This is a genomic window from Salinimonas profundi (assembly GCF_014750655.1).
Classification (GTDB): Bacteria; Pseudomonadota; Gammaproteobacteria; order Enterobacterales; family Alteromonadaceae; genus Alteromonas; species Alteromonas profundi_A.
The window spans coordinates 432,065-449,892 of the sequence record NZ_JABBXD010000001.1 but is presented as its reverse complement, the minus strand read 5'-3'; the positions used below and the strand labels follow the sequence as shown (position 1 = coordinate 449,892).

9 protein-coding genes are annotated in these 17,828 nt (G+C 47.4%); all 9 read left to right on the top strand.

Features of this window, described 5'->3' with window-relative positions:
* Positions 1–57: 57 nt before the first annotated feature.
* The 9 genes from HHX48_RS01935 (at position 58) to HHX48_RS01895 (ending at position 17,816) form a co-directional block, all read left to right on the top strand.
* On the top strand, positions 58–1,392 hold the full coding sequence (locus HHX48_RS01935) for a sodium-dependent transporter (RefSeq protein ID WP_191021946.1): 1,335 nt from the start codon (positions 58–60) through the stop codon (positions 1,390–1,392).
* A 17-nt stretch (positions 1,393–1,409) separates the two neighbouring features.
* Positions 1,410–2,885 carry a Na+/H+ antiporter NhaC gene (gene nhaC / locus HHX48_RS01930; RefSeq protein WP_191021945.1) on the top strand — a complete coding sequence of 492 codons (1,476 nt, stop codon included), beginning with the start codon at positions 1,410–1,412 and terminating at the stop codon, positions 2,883–2,885.
* Positions 2,886–2,898: 13 nt separating this feature from the next.
* Positions 2,899–5,508: an aminopeptidase N gene (gene pepN / locus HHX48_RS01925; RefSeq protein ID WP_191021944.1), complete on the top strand. Its 2,610-nt coding sequence runs from the start codon at positions 2,899–2,901 to the stop codon at positions 5,506–5,508.
* Entirely contained in the window at positions 5,483–5,725 is a 243-nt protein-coding gene (locus HHX48_RS19120; protein WP_191021943.1) for a DUF2835 family protein, read from the top strand. The genes pepN and HHX48_RS19120 overlap by 26 nt, the downstream gene beginning before the upstream one ends.
* Before the next feature lie 186 nt (positions 5,726–5,911).
* Positions 5,912–7,978, top strand: coding sequence for a DUF1302 domain-containing protein (locus HHX48_RS01915; protein WP_191021942.1), 2,067 nt, complete (start codon positions 5,912–5,914; stop codon positions 7,976–7,978).
* 12 nt (positions 7,979–7,990) lie between these two features.
* Positions 7,991–9,358 (top strand): DUF1329 domain-containing protein, encoded by a 1,368-nt coding sequence (locus tag HHX48_RS01910; protein WP_191021941.1) that lies wholly within the window; start codon positions 7,991–7,993, stop codon positions 9,356–9,358.
* Between the two features lie 63 nt (positions 9,359–9,421).
* A complete protein-coding gene (locus tag HHX48_RS01905; protein ID WP_191021940.1) occupies positions 9,422–10,456 on the top strand; it encodes a WD40/YVTN/BNR-like repeat-containing protein in 1,035 nt (344 codons plus the stop codon).
* Between the two features lie 9 nt (positions 10,457–10,465).
* A complete protein-coding gene (locus HHX48_RS01900) occupies positions 10,466–12,787 on the top strand; it encodes an efflux RND transporter permease subunit (RefSeq protein WP_191021939.1) in 2,322 nt (773 codons plus the stop codon).
* A gap of 190 nt (positions 12,788–12,977) precedes the next feature.
* Positions 12,978–17,816, top strand: a complete 4,839-nt coding sequence (locus HHX48_RS01895; protein ID WP_191021938.1) for an NAD-glutamate dehydrogenase — start codon at positions 12,978–12,980, stop codon at positions 17,814–17,816.
* Positions 17,817–17,828 lie beyond the last annotated feature (12 nt).

The following is a 17,828-nucleotide window of genomic DNA, read 5'->3' as shown; positions in this document are numbered from 1 at the left end:
GCCAGCCTTTTTTATGGGCTACGCACACTCAAAACAATAATAAACAGGAACATTATCATGGCTATGCGAGGTGAATTCTCGTCGCGTATCGGCTTCATATTAGCCGCTGCGGGTTCTGCCGTTGGCTTAGGGAATATTTGGGGCTTTCCGACACAAGTTGCCAGCAATGGCGGCGCGGCATTTGTACTGGTCTATTTGCTTTTGGCATTTGTACTGGCGTACCCGGTATTAATGGCTGAACTGATTATCGGTCGTGCAACGCGCTCCAACATGGTCGATGCACTGGGCAAGATATCTAATAGCGGCCTTGGTCGGGCTACAGGCATCTGGGGCTGTGTGACGGTCTCACTCATTTTAGCTTTTTACGCCATCGTCGGCGGCTGGATGCTGGCTTACTTTGCGGATGCGGGCGTTTCTATGGTAGGCGCTCAGGCAGTATCAGACTGGCTGATGGGCTTTTCTGTCCCACGCAATATGATTTTCTGCGCAATTTTTCTGACTCTGACATCGATGATTGTACTTGGTGGCGTGAAGTCTGGCATTGAAAAATGGTCCGTTCGCCTGATGCCCACACTGGTAATTATTATCTTATTACTGATTGTCTATGTGAGCTTTCAGCCAGGCGCTGTGGACGGATGGAGCGCTTACCTGGTGCCGGATTTTTCCAGAGTGATGGAGCCGGATCTATTAATAAGCGCGATGGGACAGGCCTTCTTCTCAATGTCTTTAGGTGTGGGTACCATGCTGGTGTATGGTTCCTATGTCAGTAAAGAGGAAAACCTGCCGTCTATTGGTGCATCTGTTGCTTTAGTTGACATTGGTGTGGCAATTATTGCGGGTATGCTTATCATTCCTTCGATGTACGTAGCACTGCACAATGGTGTTGAGATTTTCTCACCAGACGGTGCGCTTATTGAAGGTGATAAGCTCATTTTTACCGTATTGCCAGCGCTGTTTGATTCAATTGGCAGTGTCGGATTATTTATAGCTTTTGCCTTTTTTGCACTGATGGTCATCGCAGCGGTAACATCATCTATTTCCATGTTGGAAGTTCCCGTCGCCTACATGGTAGAGAGTCACTCTATCGCCAGAAGTAAAGCAGTCTGGTTAATGACCGCAATAATATTTGGTTGCAGTACTGTCATTATTCTGAATTTTGATAGCTTGTTTGGCCTGGTCATCGCTGCAACTACCCAGTGGAGCCAGCCACTGCTGGGATTGGTGCTTTGTATCTTTGCGGGCTGGGTATGGCGCCGCGATGCCATTTTGCAGGAGCTTAAGTCTGGCAGTCCCGGAGCAGAAAATAGTCTGTTCTGGAAAATATGGCCATGGTATGTACGGTTTGTCTGCCCGGTGGTTATTGCTGTTATGTTTGCACGTTCGGTGCTTTAAACCGGGATTTAATAAAAATGAACAATAAAGAAGTAAAAGCCCCCTCATTAACAGACGCCTTACTGCCGGTTATCGCCCTCATCATTATGATGGGATCTGCCGTCTACTTATTTGGCGATAACTCATCGTTTGGCCCCAACCAGATAGCCCTGTTATTAGGTACGGGGCTGGCAGCTATCATCGGCATGAAAAATGGCCATAAATGGAAAGATATCGAGCAGGGAATTGTCAACGGTATCTCGATGGCACTGGGCGCCTGTCTGATTCTGCTCGCCGTCGGGTCATTAATAGGTACCTGGATGCTGGCAGGCACAGTGCCAACACTGATTTACTATGGACTAGAACTGCTTAACCCATCATTTTTCTACGCCGCAACCTGCTTGATTTGCGCGGTGGTGGCAATGAGCATCGGAAGTTCGTGGACGACGGCAGCCACGGTGGGGGTAGCGCTTATGGGTGTTGCGTCGGGCATGGGAATGTCCGCAGCCATTGCTGCTGGCGCGGTTATATCAGGCTCATATTTTGGCGATAAAATCTCCCCGTTATCGGAAACCACAAACCTTGCTCCGGCAGTGGCCGGTACAGATTTGTTCGAGCATATTCGTTATATGCTTTGGACAACAATCCCCAGCTTTCTCATCGCACTGGTGGTGTTTGTTTTTCTCGGCTTTAACGAGTCAGGGGATGTGTCAGCACAGCGCATCGTTCAGATGCAGTCGCTGTTGGATGATTCGTTTACCCTGGGCTGGCACTTACTGGTTCCACTGATTGTTCTGTTAACATTAGCGGTTAAGAAAATGCCCGCATTCCCGGCAGTCTCAATCGGTGCATTGATAGGCGCAATCTGGGCAGTCATTTTTCAAAGTGATGTCGTAGTGCAAATGGCGGCACAGGGTGATGCGCCAGCCATTGGTATGCTAAAGGTGGTTTGGCAGGCGCTGTATGACGGGGTAACGTTTTCTACCGGTGATGACAATTTAAATAGTCTGTTGAGCCGGGGCGGAATGTCGTCAATGCTAAATACAATATGGCTGATTATCTGCGCCATGTCCTTCGGGGCTGTACTTGAAAAGGTTGGTCTGCTTAAACGTGGTGTAACGACCATTTTGCGCGGGGCGAAATCAGCAGGCGATATGATCAGTCGCACAATTCTGACCTGTATTGGTACCAATTTAGTTACCGCTGATCAGTACATGGCCATTGTAATGCCAGGTCGTATGTATAAGCAGGAATTTGAAAAACGCGGACTGCATCAGCTCAACCTGTCTCGCAGTCTTGAAGATGGCGGTACGCTCACTTCACCATTGATTCCTTGGAACACGTGCGGTGCTTACATGCAGGGTGTGCTGGGTGTCCACCCGTTTGAGTACATCTTCTATGCCGTTTTCAACGTAGTAAGCCCTGTGCTGGCCGTGATATACGCCTACGTGGGAATAAAGATTCTTCGAATTAAACCTCCTTTTGACACAGAAACAAAGGAGTCAAACGCATAATCCGGGAGGAAGAATGAGTATGCAGGCTAAGAGACGGGCGGACTATCAGCCGCCCGCGTTTACTATTTCTAATGTAAAAATGGATGTGCGCTTGCATCCTACCGCAACTCGCATTACCAGCGAACTTCAGATAAGCAGAGTGACTGAGCAAAGCCGTCACCTGGAACTGGACGGCGATAAGCTGTCGCTTATCAGCATTAATCTGGACGGCGAACCGTATGATGACATTGAGCAGCTTGACGAGAAGCTGATTGTCAGAAATGTTCCTGACAATTTTACCCTGACCATCGTTAATGACATCGATCCTCAGAACAATCAGGCCCTGGAAGGCCTGTACCTTTCCCAGAATACCTATTGCACGCAATGCGAAGCAGAAGGGTTCAGACGCATCACCTATTATCTGGACCGGCCCGACGTTCTGGCGACATTTGAAGTCACACTACACGGCGATAAAACCCAGTATCCAACGCTTCTGGCTAATGGTAATCCCATCGCCCGTGGCGATAATGATGATGGCACGCATTGGGTAACCTGGCAGGACCCGTTTCCTAAGCCCAGTTATCTTTTTGCCATGGTGGCAGGTGATTTTGACCTTTTAGAGGGCGATTACACAACCGCAAGCGGCAAGCCGGTTAAATTGGAATTGTATGTTGATAAAGGCAAGAAATCCCGCGGGGAGTTCGCGCTCGAATCTTTAAAACGTGCAATGAAGTGGGATGAGGACACATTCGGTCTGGAATACGATCTGGACATTTATATGATCGTAGCCGTTGATTTTTTCAATATGGGGGCGATGGAAAACAAAGGGCTGAATATTTTCAACAGCAAATTTGTGCTTGCTGACCAGCGCAGCGCGACGGACGAAGACTTTTTCAATGTTGAGTCTGTTATTGCCCACGAATATTTTCACAACTGGACCGGTAACCGCGTAACCTGCCGGGACTGGTTTCAGCTGAGCCTGAAGGAAGGCTTAACGGTATTCAGGGATCAGCAGTTCAGTGCCGATATGACCAGTGAACTAAGCAATCGTATTAAGCACGTCAGAGTGATGCGTGAACACCAGTTTGCCGAAGACGCCAGCGCCATGAGTCATCCCATTCGACCCGAAGAAGTCATTGAAATGAATAACTTCTATACGGTTACGGTGTATGACAAAGGTGCTGAAGTTATTCGAATGTTCCACACGTTGCTGGGCGAAGAAGGCTTCAGAAAGGGCATGAATGAATATTTCCGCCGCCACGATGGTCAGGCAGTGACCTGTGATGATTTTGTCGCTGCAATGCAAACTGCCACAGACATTGACTTATCCCACTTTGCCCAGTGGTACTCGCAGTCAGGAACGCCCGTCATTTCACTTACCACAATGTTTGACGAACAAAAGAAGGCAATGGATATTACCGTTACCCAACATACCCCTGCAACTGCCGACCAGGCAACCAAAGTGCCGCTGTTTATTCCTGTTGCGTTTGATTGTATTGATGAAAACGGGAACCACTACACCGATGAAGATGGCAAGATAAAAGATGGAATGCTGCTACTGGATGCGCCATCGATAACACTGCACTTTACCGGCGTCAGCACACCCTTAATCCCAGTTGTTCTGGGCAATTTTTCAGCGCCGGCAAAGGTTAACAACAATCTGAGTGTTCAGCAGATGCTGCAAGTATTCAGATATGCCAAAGATGCATTCAATCGTTGGGATGCAATGCAATCTGTCTATAACTGGTGTATCGGCGAGTTTGAAAAGGGGCAGGGCGAGAATATCAATGATTCGGTGTGGAATGCGTTAAATGCTGTTATTAACGATGAAGCGCAAAATCATGAGCTATTGGGGGAGTGTCTGGTGATTCCGACATTTGAAACCTTGTGTCAGACTCGTCAGCACATAGATCCGAACAGCTTAAACGCAGCGCGCGCAGCATTCTGCGATGCATTTTCAGCAAAGCTTGCCCCAGCGCTCAAACGTGTATTCGATGCTATTGAGACAGGTAGTTACCAGTACGACCAGCGATCAGTAAATGCCAGACGATGCAAAAATGTCCTGCTTAATCACCTGGCGCGCACCGACGATGGCGAGCAGCTGGTCAGGCAACAGTATGCAGATGCGGACAATATGACCGATACGCTGGGAGCACTGAAAGCTGCGCAGGGTATCTTGCCAGAAGTTTTTGAAGTATTGATGCAAAACTTCGAATCACAGTGGAATGTTGATCCTCTGGTACTGGACAAATGGTTTGGCCTGCATGCCACAACAGAAAGAGAAAATATTCTCAGTCAGTTATCGCTGCTCAAACAGCATCCCCAGTTCACGATTAATAATCCCAACCGGGTGCGTGCGGTAATGGGGAGTTTTGCTTTCTTTAATACTGCAGGCTTTCATCGGGCCGATGGCGCTGGTTATAAATATGTCACTGATTACTTAATGGAGTTAGATGCCGTTAACCCGCAGGTCGCTGCCAGAGTCGTAACGCCTCTTACTCAATGGCAGAATTATGCCCCGGCACATCAGTCATTAATGAAAGCTCAGCTTAATCGTCTACTTGGGCACAAAGGGCTCAGTCGCGATATGTTCGAGAAAGTCTCTAAAAGTCTTGCCTATGAGACATCAGGTGAGCACGCATAACTACTATTTTTTCTCCCTGGCTGCGGACTATCAGGAATGCGAAAAACTGTATCGCGGCCCGGGAGTTAATATCGTCCTCACTGCAGAAAGCGGGCACCGTGTTCAGGTGCCTTGTCATTCCCTTCGACCCTTCGTAACTTCCTCTGGCATACGCGGCCGTTTCCGGCTGACGGTGAATGAGGCTAATAAGCTTGTTCGTTTCGAAAAAATCAGCTAATTCTTCTTTTTGATATTATTCAGAAGCTTGCCTGTCTCTTTCCAATAAACCTCTCTCGTAATCAAATTGTTAACTGGTACGATTAGTTCTTGCGATTCGTTGAAAATGATGTAATGATTTTGTTAATCGTTATGGTAGGTTAACCTTTCAGCGCCTCCACAACGTCAACTTGGGAGAATAAAAACTATGACAACAAGGTTACGCGCATTTAAAAAGTCACCTGTCGCGGCTGGCGTAATTGCTCTGTTAGGCATTGCAGCAGTGCCTGCACAGGCTGCGAGCTGGCAGATTGGCGATGCGAGTGTCACACTCGATTCAACGTTTACGTTGGCCACGAGTATTCGTGTAGAAGACAGGGATTACAGTCTAATTGGTAACAGCAATCATCCGCAGTTTAACTGGTCAGGATATAACGCTGCTACTAACGTAATTTACCCAAGTGCCGACGTGTGGGCACTTTCAGGCGATGGTTCCTATTCTACTAACGGTGACCTGGGCAATTTGGCCAATGATCCGGGCGAGGCATTTTCTACGCAAATCGCTGGCAGCCATGAGCTGGATGTTAATTTCGGTGACTACGGCTTTTTTGCCCGTGGTTTCTGGTTTTATGATTTTGAACAAGAGAATGGTACATCGGCTCACGCTAATCCCATTACCGGCCAAGAATATGACTTGTGCAAGGATCCTGATGCAAAGGATCTTCTCTGTGCTGACATCCGTTTACTTGATGCTTTCTTCTACGGCGACTGGTGGGTAGGCGACAAGCCACTGACGGTTCGTGTTGGTCAGCAGGTAATCAGTTGGGGAGAAAGCACGTTTATTCAACATGGTATCAATACCACCAACCCGGTAGATGTAACACGTGCACAGGCCCCCGGCGCCGAACTGAAAGAAGTCTTTATTCCGGTGGGAATGGTGTACGCATCACTGGGTTTGACTCCGAACGTCAGTATCTCCGGTTACTATCAGTATGAATGGGAACGAAGCTGGCTGCCTGTTGCAGGAAGTTACTTTGCCACCAATGATTTTGCCGGAGAAGGTGGTCAGTTTAACAATATCCAGTTAGGTTTCAGCGGAAACCCGGATATCAACCTTGATACATTGTTAACACAATTAAACCAGCTGGGCGCAGCGCTGAACAATGGCGCTGATCCGGCACAAATTTCTCAGGCTTATCTGGCTTATCCCACAAAAGTCGCTGTTCGCGCCTATTCTGATCAGGCACATTACGATGCCGATGATCAGGGACAATACGGCGTACGCTTTACCTGGTTTGCCGAAGCGTTGAATGAAACAGAGTTCAGCTTTTATCATATCAACTATCACAGCCAGCGACCGCTCATATCCGGTGTGACTTCTGACTTTACGCAAGAAGGTATTGCGCAGGATATCGCGTTTATCCAGCAAAATACGATCACACGCGACAACATTACGGAGCTTGGCGCTTTTACTGAGTCTCGTTTCTTTTATCCTGAAGATATCAAACTGTACGGCTTAAGCTTTAATACCAACATTGGTACCACAGCCCTGGCCGGTGAATTTGCTTACCGTCAGGATGAACCTCTCCAGATTGATGACGTTGAGCTGCTTTATATGGGGATGCCTGAGCAATTGGCAAATGCGGGGCTACGCCCGGATTTAGCGGGTATTTCGCAGCTGAATAATATTGGTCAGAATGTCGGGCCGGGCGAGACAGCACAAGGCTTTGTCTTCTCCGACACCTGGCAGGCACAGTTTACGGTATCTCACGTTTTCGGCCCGATGCTGGGCAGTGATAACTTTGTACTGTTGGGCGAGGCCGGTTATGTGGACGTGATGGACTTCCCTGATCCGAATGTTATTCGTCTGAATGCGCCAGGTACGGCCAGAACACCTTCTCTTGAGCCTACTGAGAGTGGCAACCCGCGTACCGGTTTACATGAAGGGTTGTCAGACGGTCCTGAAGAAAATCCATTTGCTACAGATTCGGCATGGGGTTATCGCCTACTGGCAGTGGCTGATTACAATAACATCATGGCAGGCGTTAACCTGCGTGCCCGAGCGACTTTTTCCCACGATGTTGACGGTACAACACCGGATCCACTGTTCTTGTTCATCGAGGACAGAAAGTCAGCCAATCTTTCACTGACATTTGACTACCTGAACAGATGGTCAGCAACAGCGTCCTACAACACCTTCTTCGGAGGCGTAGGAACCACTAATCAGTTGTCTGATCGCGATTTTGTTTCATTCAATATCAAGTACGCAATTTAAGGGGCGCTTACTATGATTAGAAAATTAGGCTTTATTGCAGCAGCGGTTTCCCTGTCACTGGCCAGTGCTAATGTGATGGCAAAAATATCACAGGAAGAGGCGGATAAGCTGGGTAACTCATTGACACCACTTGGTGGTGAGAAAGCCGCTAACGCTGACGGCAGTATTCCTGCTTGGTCAGGTGGTATTACGCAGGCACCTTCTGGTTTTGAAGTGGGCGACCATCATCCCGATCCATTTGAAGGCGACAACGTTAAGTTCACTATCACTGCTGATAACTACAAAGAATATGCTGAGTTTTTATCAGAAGGTCAGAAAAAGCTGTTTGAAGCTTACCCTGAAACCTTCAAGATGCCTGTTTATGAAACACGTCGATCTGCTTCAAACCCACAGTCTGTGTATGAGGCAACCAAAGAGAACGCAACACGTGCTGAGCTGATTGAGGGTGGTAATGGCTTAAAAGGTGCAGTAATGGGCATTCCATTTCCTGTGCCACAGAATGGTTTGGAAGCAATCTGGAACCATATACTTCGTTATCGTGGTGAAGCTGTGCAGCGTTATGGCGGTCAGGCTGCTGTGACATCATCCGGTGATTATAATGTTATCGGCTTCGATGAGCAGTTGCTTATCAAATATGCGCAGCCTGAAATGACACCCGAAGAGCTGCTGGAAGACAACATTTTGTTTATGTTTAAGCAAAAGGTGACCAAGCCTGCGCGTCTGGCTGGGACTGCATTGCTTGTGCATGAAACTGTCGATCAGATAAAAGAGCCTCGTCGTGCATGGACCTACAATACCGGTCAGCGCCGTGTGCGGGCTGCACCGAATATCGCCTATGATACACCGGGAACAGCGGCTGATGGCCTGAGAACCACCGATGACTTCGATATGTTCAACGGTTCGCCTAATCGCTATAACTGGGAATTGAAAGGCAAAAAAGAAATGTACGTTGCGTACAACAACTACAAGTTGCATAGCAACGATGTTTCTTACGATGACATCCTGACGCCAAACCATATTAACCCTGATTTGACCCGTTGGGAAAAGCATCGGGTTTGGGTTGTAGAAGCAACCCTTAAAGACGGTTTTCGTCACGTCTATCAAAAACGAGTCTTCTTCATCGACGAAGACAGCTGGCAGATCCAGGTTGCAGACATGTATGACAACCGTGGTGAGTTATATCGTGTAGCTTTTGCTTACGGCGTAAACTATTACGATGTGCCTACCCAATGGTCTACGCTGGACGTTTATCATGACTTAAACTCTCGCCGTTACCTAGCCATCGGTCTGGATAACGAAGAGCAAATTTATGATTTCACCATCCGTCCACGTGATGTTGAATTCACGCCACAAGCCCTTCGTCGCGAAGGCATGCGTTAAAACCTAATAAAGCAACCGCACCAGCGGTTGCTTTTTCACTTCTTATATCAGGAAGTTTCTCCTATGAAAAAACCACTGGCAGCATTTGCTGCACTGGCATTCAATACTGCTATTTTCGCTCAGGATGCGTATCAGGCGCCTCTCGTTGAGCAGTCGTTATTACTTGATATAACGGCAGATAAGCAGGTTGTCATGGTGGGTGAGCGGGGTCATATCTTGCTCTCCTCTGATGGCGAAACCTATACACAGGCTAAGGTTCCCACTACCGCGACGCTGACAGCTGTGGCTACTGTAGACGATCATATCTGGGCGGCAGGTCATGATGCGACCATTATTCACTCTGCAGACAACGGAAATACCTGGGAAATACAGTTCGAATCACCAGAAAAACAGCGCCCATTCCTGGATATCGCGTTTTTTGACAAAGAACACGGCATTGCAGTTGGCGCATACGGTATGTTTTTCAGAACAAAAGATGGCGGTGCAAGCTGGAACGCCGAACTTCATGCTTCGCTTCTTGACCCTTATGACAGAGAGTATCTTGAACAGGTTAAAGAAGAAGACCCGGATTTTTACGAGCAGGAACTTAACTCTATTCTTCCTCACATAAACAGGGTTACGCAGGTGGGCGACAAGCTTTACCTTGCCGGTGAGGCTGGTACGTTAGCGCATAGCAATGACTTTGGTCAAAATTGGCAACGATTCGAGGTTGATTACACCGGTTCGTTCTTTGATATCAAGCCATTAGACGATTCGACATTGCTGACGGTGGGGTTACGCGGAAACATCTTTGTCATGCGCGACAATGAAACCTGGGAATATGTTAAAACATGTTCAACCAGTACACTGAATTCCATTTATCTCGATAATGAAAATACGGTTTATGCGCTAGGGAACAATGGCATGGTCGTATCTTTGTCAAGACCATTGCCAGTGAGTCAGCATGACCCCTATGCAAATCCAGCAGACTGTAAGCCTGCACAAGGCGTATCGGTAAGGCAGGTAGCCAACAAAGCTGCCATCGTAAATGCAGAAGCGTTTAATGATAAAGTCATTGCTGTTACCGCTAATGGTATCGAACAATTAAATTTACAATAAGAAGCTGTCATGTCGGGTATTACCACTTTTTTTGAAAGGCTGATATTTTCTAATCGGATCATCGTCATCGCCTTATTCGCCATCGCGACCATTTTTCTTGGGTACCAATCAACCCAAATTCGGCTGGATGCCGGTTTTGAAAAGAATATTCCTCTTAATCACGAATATATGCAGACCTATATGCAGCATCGTAAGGATTTCGGTGGTGCAAATAGTGTGTATGTTTCTGTGTGCGACGAAACAGGCAACATTTTTAACCCTGAATTCTTCGATACACTGAAAAACGTTCACGACCAACTCTTCTTCATTAATGGAGTAGACCGGTCTTTAGTAATCTCTTTATTTTCACCATCTACGCGATTTACGGAAATTGTGGAAGGCGGCTTCGCCGGCGGACCGGTGATCCCTGCCGACTTTGATGCTAAAAATCCAGCAGCGCTGGACAAAGTTGCGGCAAATATAGAAAAGGCAAATATCGTTGGTCGTCAGGTGTCAAATGATTACAGTTGTGCGATGGTCACTGCACAACTGCTTGAGCTTGATCCTGAAACCGGTGAACCTCTTGATACACTTGCATTGGCGGGACAACTAGAAGAGAAGCTTCGCGGTCAGTTCGAAAATGACCGGATTTCTATTCACGTCATCGGCTTTGCCAAAATGATAGGTGATGTAGCAGACGGGGCAAAAGATGTGGTGCTGTTCTTCGCTATTGCTCTGGCGATTACCGCAATCATGGTGTACTTCTTTTCCCGTAGTATCATGCTGACAGTGTTACCGCTTACCTGTTCTTTTATCGCTGTTGTGTGGCAGATGGGACTGTTGTCGGTGCTGGGCTTTGGTATCGACCCTATGTCTATACTGGTCCCTTTCCTGGTCTTTGCAATCGGTGTCTCTCACGGTGTGCAGATGATTAACGCCGTTGAGAAAAAAGCAGTCGGTGGAGCGGGGGCAAAACATGCTGCAATGTTTGCCTTCAGAAGCCTGCTGATTCCCGGCGGTATCGCGCTGTTATCTGACACGGTAGGTTTTATGACCCTGCTGGTGATTGATATTGGTATAATCAGAGAACTGGCCATTACCGCCAGTATCGGTGTGGCGGTGATCATTCTGACAAATCTGATTTTGCTACCGGTGCTTATGAGCTTCCTGAAGCTTGACCATAAGTATGTGGCCAAGTTCGAAGGCAAAGAAGCACATTCGCTGCGTTTCTGGCAATTCGTTTCCAAGTGCTCTCACAAAAAAGCGGCATACAGTATTCTTGTTATCACTGCGCTGCTGTTAGTCTTTGGCTTGTATCAGTCACAGCAAATGAAGATTGGTGATTTGCATGCCGGTGCGCCGGCGCTGCATGAATCATCACGCTACAACCAGGATACATTCCTCATCACCGATAAGTATGAAGTTACTGTGGATTATTTGTCAGTGTTGGTTGAAACCAGCGGCGATGCGTGTACCAGTTATGACGTGATGCGTTCAATTGATGATTTTCAGTGGAAAATGGAGAATGTACCGGGCGTACAGTCTGCTGCATCACTGGCGTCTATCGCGAAAGTAGTAAATGCTGGCTATAACGAAGGAAACGTAAAGTGGCAGGTGCTGCCACGTAACCAGCAAACACTGGTTCAAGCGATAGCCAGAGTGCCTACATCCTCAGGGCTGCTCAATGGAGACTGTTCTGTTATGCCTGTAATTTTATTTATGCAGGACCACAAAGCAGAAACCATTACGCGGGTTGTTGACGCGGTTAAAGATTACCGCGAGCAATATGAAACCGACGATCTTAAGTTCAGTCTGGCGTCCGGTCCGGTGGGGGTAATGGCTGCAACCAACGAAGCGGTTAAATCGGCCCAGCTACCCATGATGGGATATGTTTTCGGCGCGGTCATTTTGCTATGCCTGTTGTCGTTCCGGTCATTACGTTCAACCTTGTCTGTCGTTATTCCACTTTATGTTGTTTCGGTACTGGCACAGGCATTGATGACCTTCCTTGAAATCGGGCTGACCGTATCCACGCTGCCGGTTATCGCATTGGGCGTTGGTATTGGTGTCGATTATGGTATTTACATTCTGTCTACGATGAATTATCGACTTAAACAGGGCGACACTGTGCAGCAAGCTTATCTGTCTGCACTACGTGAGCGTGGCAGCGCAGTGCTTTTCACAGGCATTACGCTGGCCGTGGGCGTCAGTACCTGGGTCTTTTCCTCGCTTAAATTCCAAATGGATATGGGGATCCTGCTAACCTTTATGTTCCTGGTGAACATGTTAGGCGCAATTATCGTATTACCGGCACTGGCCAGGGTGCTTTGGTTTAAGCGTAATGAAGACTAGACACCCGAAAGCAAAATTATTTTTGCATAGGTAAGCACTTTTAAGGCCCGGAAGGGCCTTTTTTATAGGTGTTTCGTGCATACTTATCTATGCTGTTAATTTAACGTTAAAACAGGTCTTTCAATACGCGTTTGTTTTAGCGAAAATGGTCAAGGTTTTTCCGCACTTACGACAAACTTAAGGTTTATACATGACAGTCACCACCAAGCGACACTCTGTACTTCTTGATAACGTTTTTTCGCTGATAGATAAAAAGGTGGATGCGAACCAACAGGCGCTGGTGAAACAGTTCGGTCAGCTTCTTTATAAGAATATATCTAACGAAGATCTGGAGCACCGTAACGACAGCGACCTCTATGGCGCCACACTCAGTCTTTGGAATATTCTCTATGATTTCGATGAGAGTAAACCCTACATAAAAGTTTTTAACCCGGAGATCGCCAAGCATGGCTGGCATTCCAGTCACACTATTGTCGAAATAGTGGTAAAAGATATGCCGTTTCTGGTTGATTCTGTCCGCATGTCTTTGAATCGCATGGGGATCACGTCGCACTTATTGTTGCACAGCCCAATCGGTCTGAAACGTGATAAGGATAATCAAATCGTCGAATTTATGGAGCCGGGCACAAACGGCAAGGATACCCAGAAAGAAACGGTTCTGTTTATTGAAATTGATCGTCAGACGTCGCGCAAAGAAGTTGAGGCATTGACGAAAGAGCTACATTCGGTTGTCGATGAAGTGTCTCTGGCCGTCAATGACTGGCAGGAAATGGCGAATCGTTTACAGGCTGTCAAAGACGACACCGGCAAACTTAACTGGCCCACCAGCAAAACCGGCGAGAAAAAAATCAAACAGTTTTTGGATTGGCTGGCCGACCACAACTTCACCATGATGGGCTACCGCTATTACAATGTGAAGGCGATTGAAGGTGATCATCGTTGGATCCCGGATAATGACAGCAGCCTGGGGTTGATGAAAAACTCAATCAGCGAGCGCGAAAGACTCTTGTCCAAATTACCGGCATCTGCCCGTGAAGAGGCGTTGAGCGATTCCCCGTTGATGCTGACTAAAACGAACACACGTTCTCGCGTACATCGTCCGGCCTATATGGATTATGTCGGTATTAAAGTATACAACAAGAGTGGTCAGGTTGTTGGTGAGCACCGGTTCTTAGGGCTCTACTCTGCATCATTTTATAACGCCAGCGTAACGCAATTACCTATTTTACGAGAAAAGATTCAGGAAATTTGTGATTTAAGCGGTTTCGAGCCTGGCACACATGCTTATAAAGCATTTGTAAATATTGTCGAAACCTATCCCAGAGACGAATTGTTGCAAACCCCATCTGAAGAACTCAAACAAATCGTAATGGGCATTTTTCAGATGCAGGAGCGGGGTATTACCCGTCTGTTTATCCGCAAGGATATCTTCGGACGCTTTTTCTCCTGCATGGTGTTTGTCCCCAGAGAGCGTTACAACACACAGCTTCGAAAAGAGACGCAGGCGCTACTTAAAGAATCTCTTGGCGCTACCGAAGAAGTTGAATTTACTACATTCTTCTCAGAGTCTGTTTATGCCAGAACCCATTACATAGCCCGGGTAGAAGACAACAATGCGGAATATGATGTGAAAGAAATTGAACAGAATATTATTGAGCTGACCAAGACCTGGAACGACAGGCTGGCATCGGCAATCAGTCAAGCCCATGGCGAAGCAACCGGTAAGGCACTCGAGCGAAAATACAACAATGCCTTCAGTCGCAGTTATATGGAGCAAAACCTGCCCAGCGCCGCATTGGTGGATATCGGTAAACTCGAGTCGCTGAATGACGAGCATAAGCTGGATATGTTGTTTTACCGTCCGCAGGAAGAAGGCAAGGACAGCGACATTGTTAAGCTTAAGCTGTTTCACAAAGCCGAGCCTATTCATTTGTCGGATGTTTTGCCAATGTTGGAAAACTTCGGGCTGCGTGTTATTGATGAAAGCCCGTTCAAGATTACCTGTTCAGAAGGTGAATTGAACTATGTCATGGATTTCACCATGCTGCATAAAGCGGGTGACAAGCTTGACATGGAAAAGGCACAAAGCCTGTTTCAGAATGCTTTTGCCAAAGTCTGGTCTAAGCTGCTGGAAGACGACGCGTTTAACCGCCTGGTACTAGGAGCCGGACTAACCGGCCGTAAAGTTACCATTTTACGAGCATATGCAAAGTATATGCGTCAGACCGGCAGCTCATTCAGCCGTGATTATATTGCCAATACGCTTTCTAATTATCCGCAGATAGCCAAGCATCTTGTCACGTATTTCGAGCTTCGTTACAACCCGAACAAGAGACGCACCAAAAAGCGCGAAGAGACAGTACTGAACGAAATTAAGTCGCAGCTGGATAACGTTGGCAACCTTGATGATGACCGTATTATTCGTCGTTATCTGGATATGATGCAGGCAACCTTGCGTACCAACTTCTACCAGAATGATGAAAACGGCAACGATAAGCCTTATGTATCATTTAAAATGGCGCCGGAAAAAATCCCCGAGATGCCATTGCCACTGCCTAAATTTGAGATATTTGTCTACTCACCCAAGGTTGAAGGGGTCCACCTTCGCGGCGGCAAAGTCGCACGTGGTGGACTGCGCTGGTCAGATCGTCAGGAGGATTTCCGTACTGAAATCCTGGGTCTGGTTAAAGCGCAGCAAGTTAAAAATACCGTTATCGTACCGGTCGGCGCGAAAGGCGGCTTTGTGTGTAAAGATTTACCCGCCGGTGCCAGTCGCGAAGTAATACAGGCGGAAGGTCAGGCGTGTTATCGCACGTTTATACGAAGCCTGCTGGATATCACAGACAACATTGTAAATGGTGAAATTGTTCCGCCAGAACAAGTGGTCCGTTTGGATGATGACGACCCGTATCTCGTCGTTGCGGCAGATAAGGGCACGGCAACATTTTCTGATATTGCCAATGGCATTTCTGATGAATACAATTTCTGGCTGGGCGATGCGTTTGCATCTGGTGGTAGCATCGGCTACGACCATAAGAAGATGGGTATTACCGCCCGTGGTGCCTGGGAATCTGTAAAACGTCATTTCCGTGAAATAGGTATTGATTGCCAGACAACTGAGTTCAGCTGTGTGGGAATCGGTGATATGGCTGGCGACGTATTTGGTAACGGTATGCTGCTGTCAAAACACACCAAATTAATTGCTGCCTTTAATCACCTGCATATTTTCTTCGACCCTGAGCCGGATGTGGCAAAAAGCTATGAAGAGCGCCAGCGCCTGTTTGAAAATCCACGGCTATCATGGGATGACTATAACAAAGAGCTCATCTCTAAAGGTGGTGGTGTATTCAGCCGCGCTAATAAATCCATCAAGCTTACGCCAGAGATGAAAAAGTGCCTTGGCACCCGTCAAATGACCATGACGCCAAACGAGCTTATTCACAATATTCTGAAGATGCCCGTTGATCTTATCTGGAATGGCGGCATCGGCACTTATGTAAAAAGTAAGAAAGAATCCCATGCTGAAGTGGGAGATCGAGCGAATGATGATCTGCGGGTTAACGGGCGTGATGTGCAGGCTAAGATTGTAGGCGAGGGCGGTAACCTGGGTCTCACTCAACTTGGTCGCATCGAATACGCGGCGAACGGCGGCAGAGTAAACACCGACTTTATCGACAATGTCGGCGGCGTTGACTGCTCGGATAATGAAGTCAACATCAAGATTCTGTTGAATAGTCTGGTCAACAATGGTGACCTGACCACCAAGCAGCGCAATAATTTGCTGTATGAAATGACCGATGATGTGGCGCAATTGGTTCTGGAAGATTGTTACCGTCAGACACAATCTATCTCTATAACGGAGCGCGCGGGAAATTCTGCACTCAAGGAGCAGTTGCGGTTTATCCATGGTCTTGAGCGTGAAGGACGACTCAACCGCGAGCTGGAATTTATTCCTTCTGATGATGAGATTTCTGATCGCGTTGCCGAAGATAAAGGCCTCACACGTCCAGAGCTAAGCGTTCTGATTGCCTATGGCAAAATGGTCTTAAAAGACGAACTGAACATTCCGGCCATTACAGAGAACCCTTACCATGAGAAGCTACTGGTTGAAGCGTTTCCCTCTGTCCTGCGTGATAAATTCAAATCGCAAATGGAGCAGCATCCACTGCGCGGTGAGATCATCGCCACTAAGCTGACCAACAATATGCTTAACGACATGGGGCTGAATTTCGTTTTCCGTATGCAGGAAGAAACCGGTGCAACGGTGGATGAGATTGCCAATGCATATAGCATCGTCAAAGGTATATTTGATATCGGTCCGTTGTGGCGTCGCATTGAACAGCTGGATACTGCCATTGATGCCGATTTGCAGCTGAAAATGCTTGAAGAAGCCCGCCGAATCATGCGTCGTACTGCGCGCTGGTACATTCGTCATGGTAACCAGTCGCTGGGCATACAGGAAGCCATTGATGCATACCGTGGCACCTGTGAGGATCTGCGTAAGAATCTTGAGCAATATCTGGTTGAAGATGAATTTGCTATGCTCAACCAGAATACGGAGTCGCTGACCAAACAAGGTGTGCCGGATGACATCGCTTATCAGGTGGCCAGTTTCTCTAACCTGTTCTCAAGTCTTGATATCGCACAGATTGATGAGGCCGATGATCATGATACGTCTGTAATTGCCAAGCTGTACTTCCAGCTAGGTAATCAGCTTGAGCTTCACTGGTTCCTGGATCAAATAAACAATCAGGCAGTCAGTAACCACTGGCAGGCATTAGCCCGGGCTTCCTATCGTGAAGAGCTTGACTGGCAGCAGCGTTCTATCACTGCAAACCTGCTGCAAAGCAGACCGGACGCCACTGATGCTGACAATATTCTGTCCAACTGGATGGACAATAATAAAGCATTACTTAAGCGCTGGTACCACATGATGTCGGAGTTTAAGACCAGCTCTGCACATGACTTTGCGAAGTTTTCGGTGGCATTACGTGAATTGATGCTTTTAAGCGTGAAGTCTAACCATTAGAATAGCGCTATT

Coding starts and splice junctions, on each gene's coding strand:
- HHX48_RS01935 (WP_191021946.1), top strand. CDS start 58: ATGGCTATGCGAGGTGAATTCTCGTCGCGTATCGGCTTCATATTAGCC.
- nhaC (WP_191021945.1), top strand. CDS start 1,410: ATGAACAATAAAGAAGTAAAAGCCCCCTCATTAACAGACGCCTTACTG.
- pepN (WP_191021944.1), top strand. CDS start 2,899: ATGAGTATGCAGGCTAAGAGACGGGCGGACTATCAGCCGCCCGCGTTT.
- HHX48_RS19120 (WP_191021943.1), top strand. CDS start 5,483: ATGAGACATCAGGTGAGCACGCATAACTACTATTTTTTCTCCCTGGCT.
- HHX48_RS01915 (WP_191021942.1), top strand. CDS start 5,912: ATGACAACAAGGTTACGCGCATTTAAAAAGTCACCTGTCGCGGCTGGC.
- HHX48_RS01910 (WP_191021941.1), top strand. CDS start 7,991: ATGATTAGAAAATTAGGCTTTATTGCAGCAGCGGTTTCCCTGTCACTG.
- HHX48_RS01905 (WP_191021940.1), top strand. CDS start 9,422: ATGAAAAAACCACTGGCAGCATTTGCTGCACTGGCATTCAATACTGCT.
- HHX48_RS01900 (WP_191021939.1), top strand. CDS start 10,466: ATGTCGGGTATTACCACTTTTTTTGAAAGGCTGATATTTTCTAATCGG.
- HHX48_RS01895 (WP_191021938.1), top strand. CDS start 12,978: ATGACAGTCACCACCAAGCGACACTCTGTACTTCTTGATAACGTTTTT.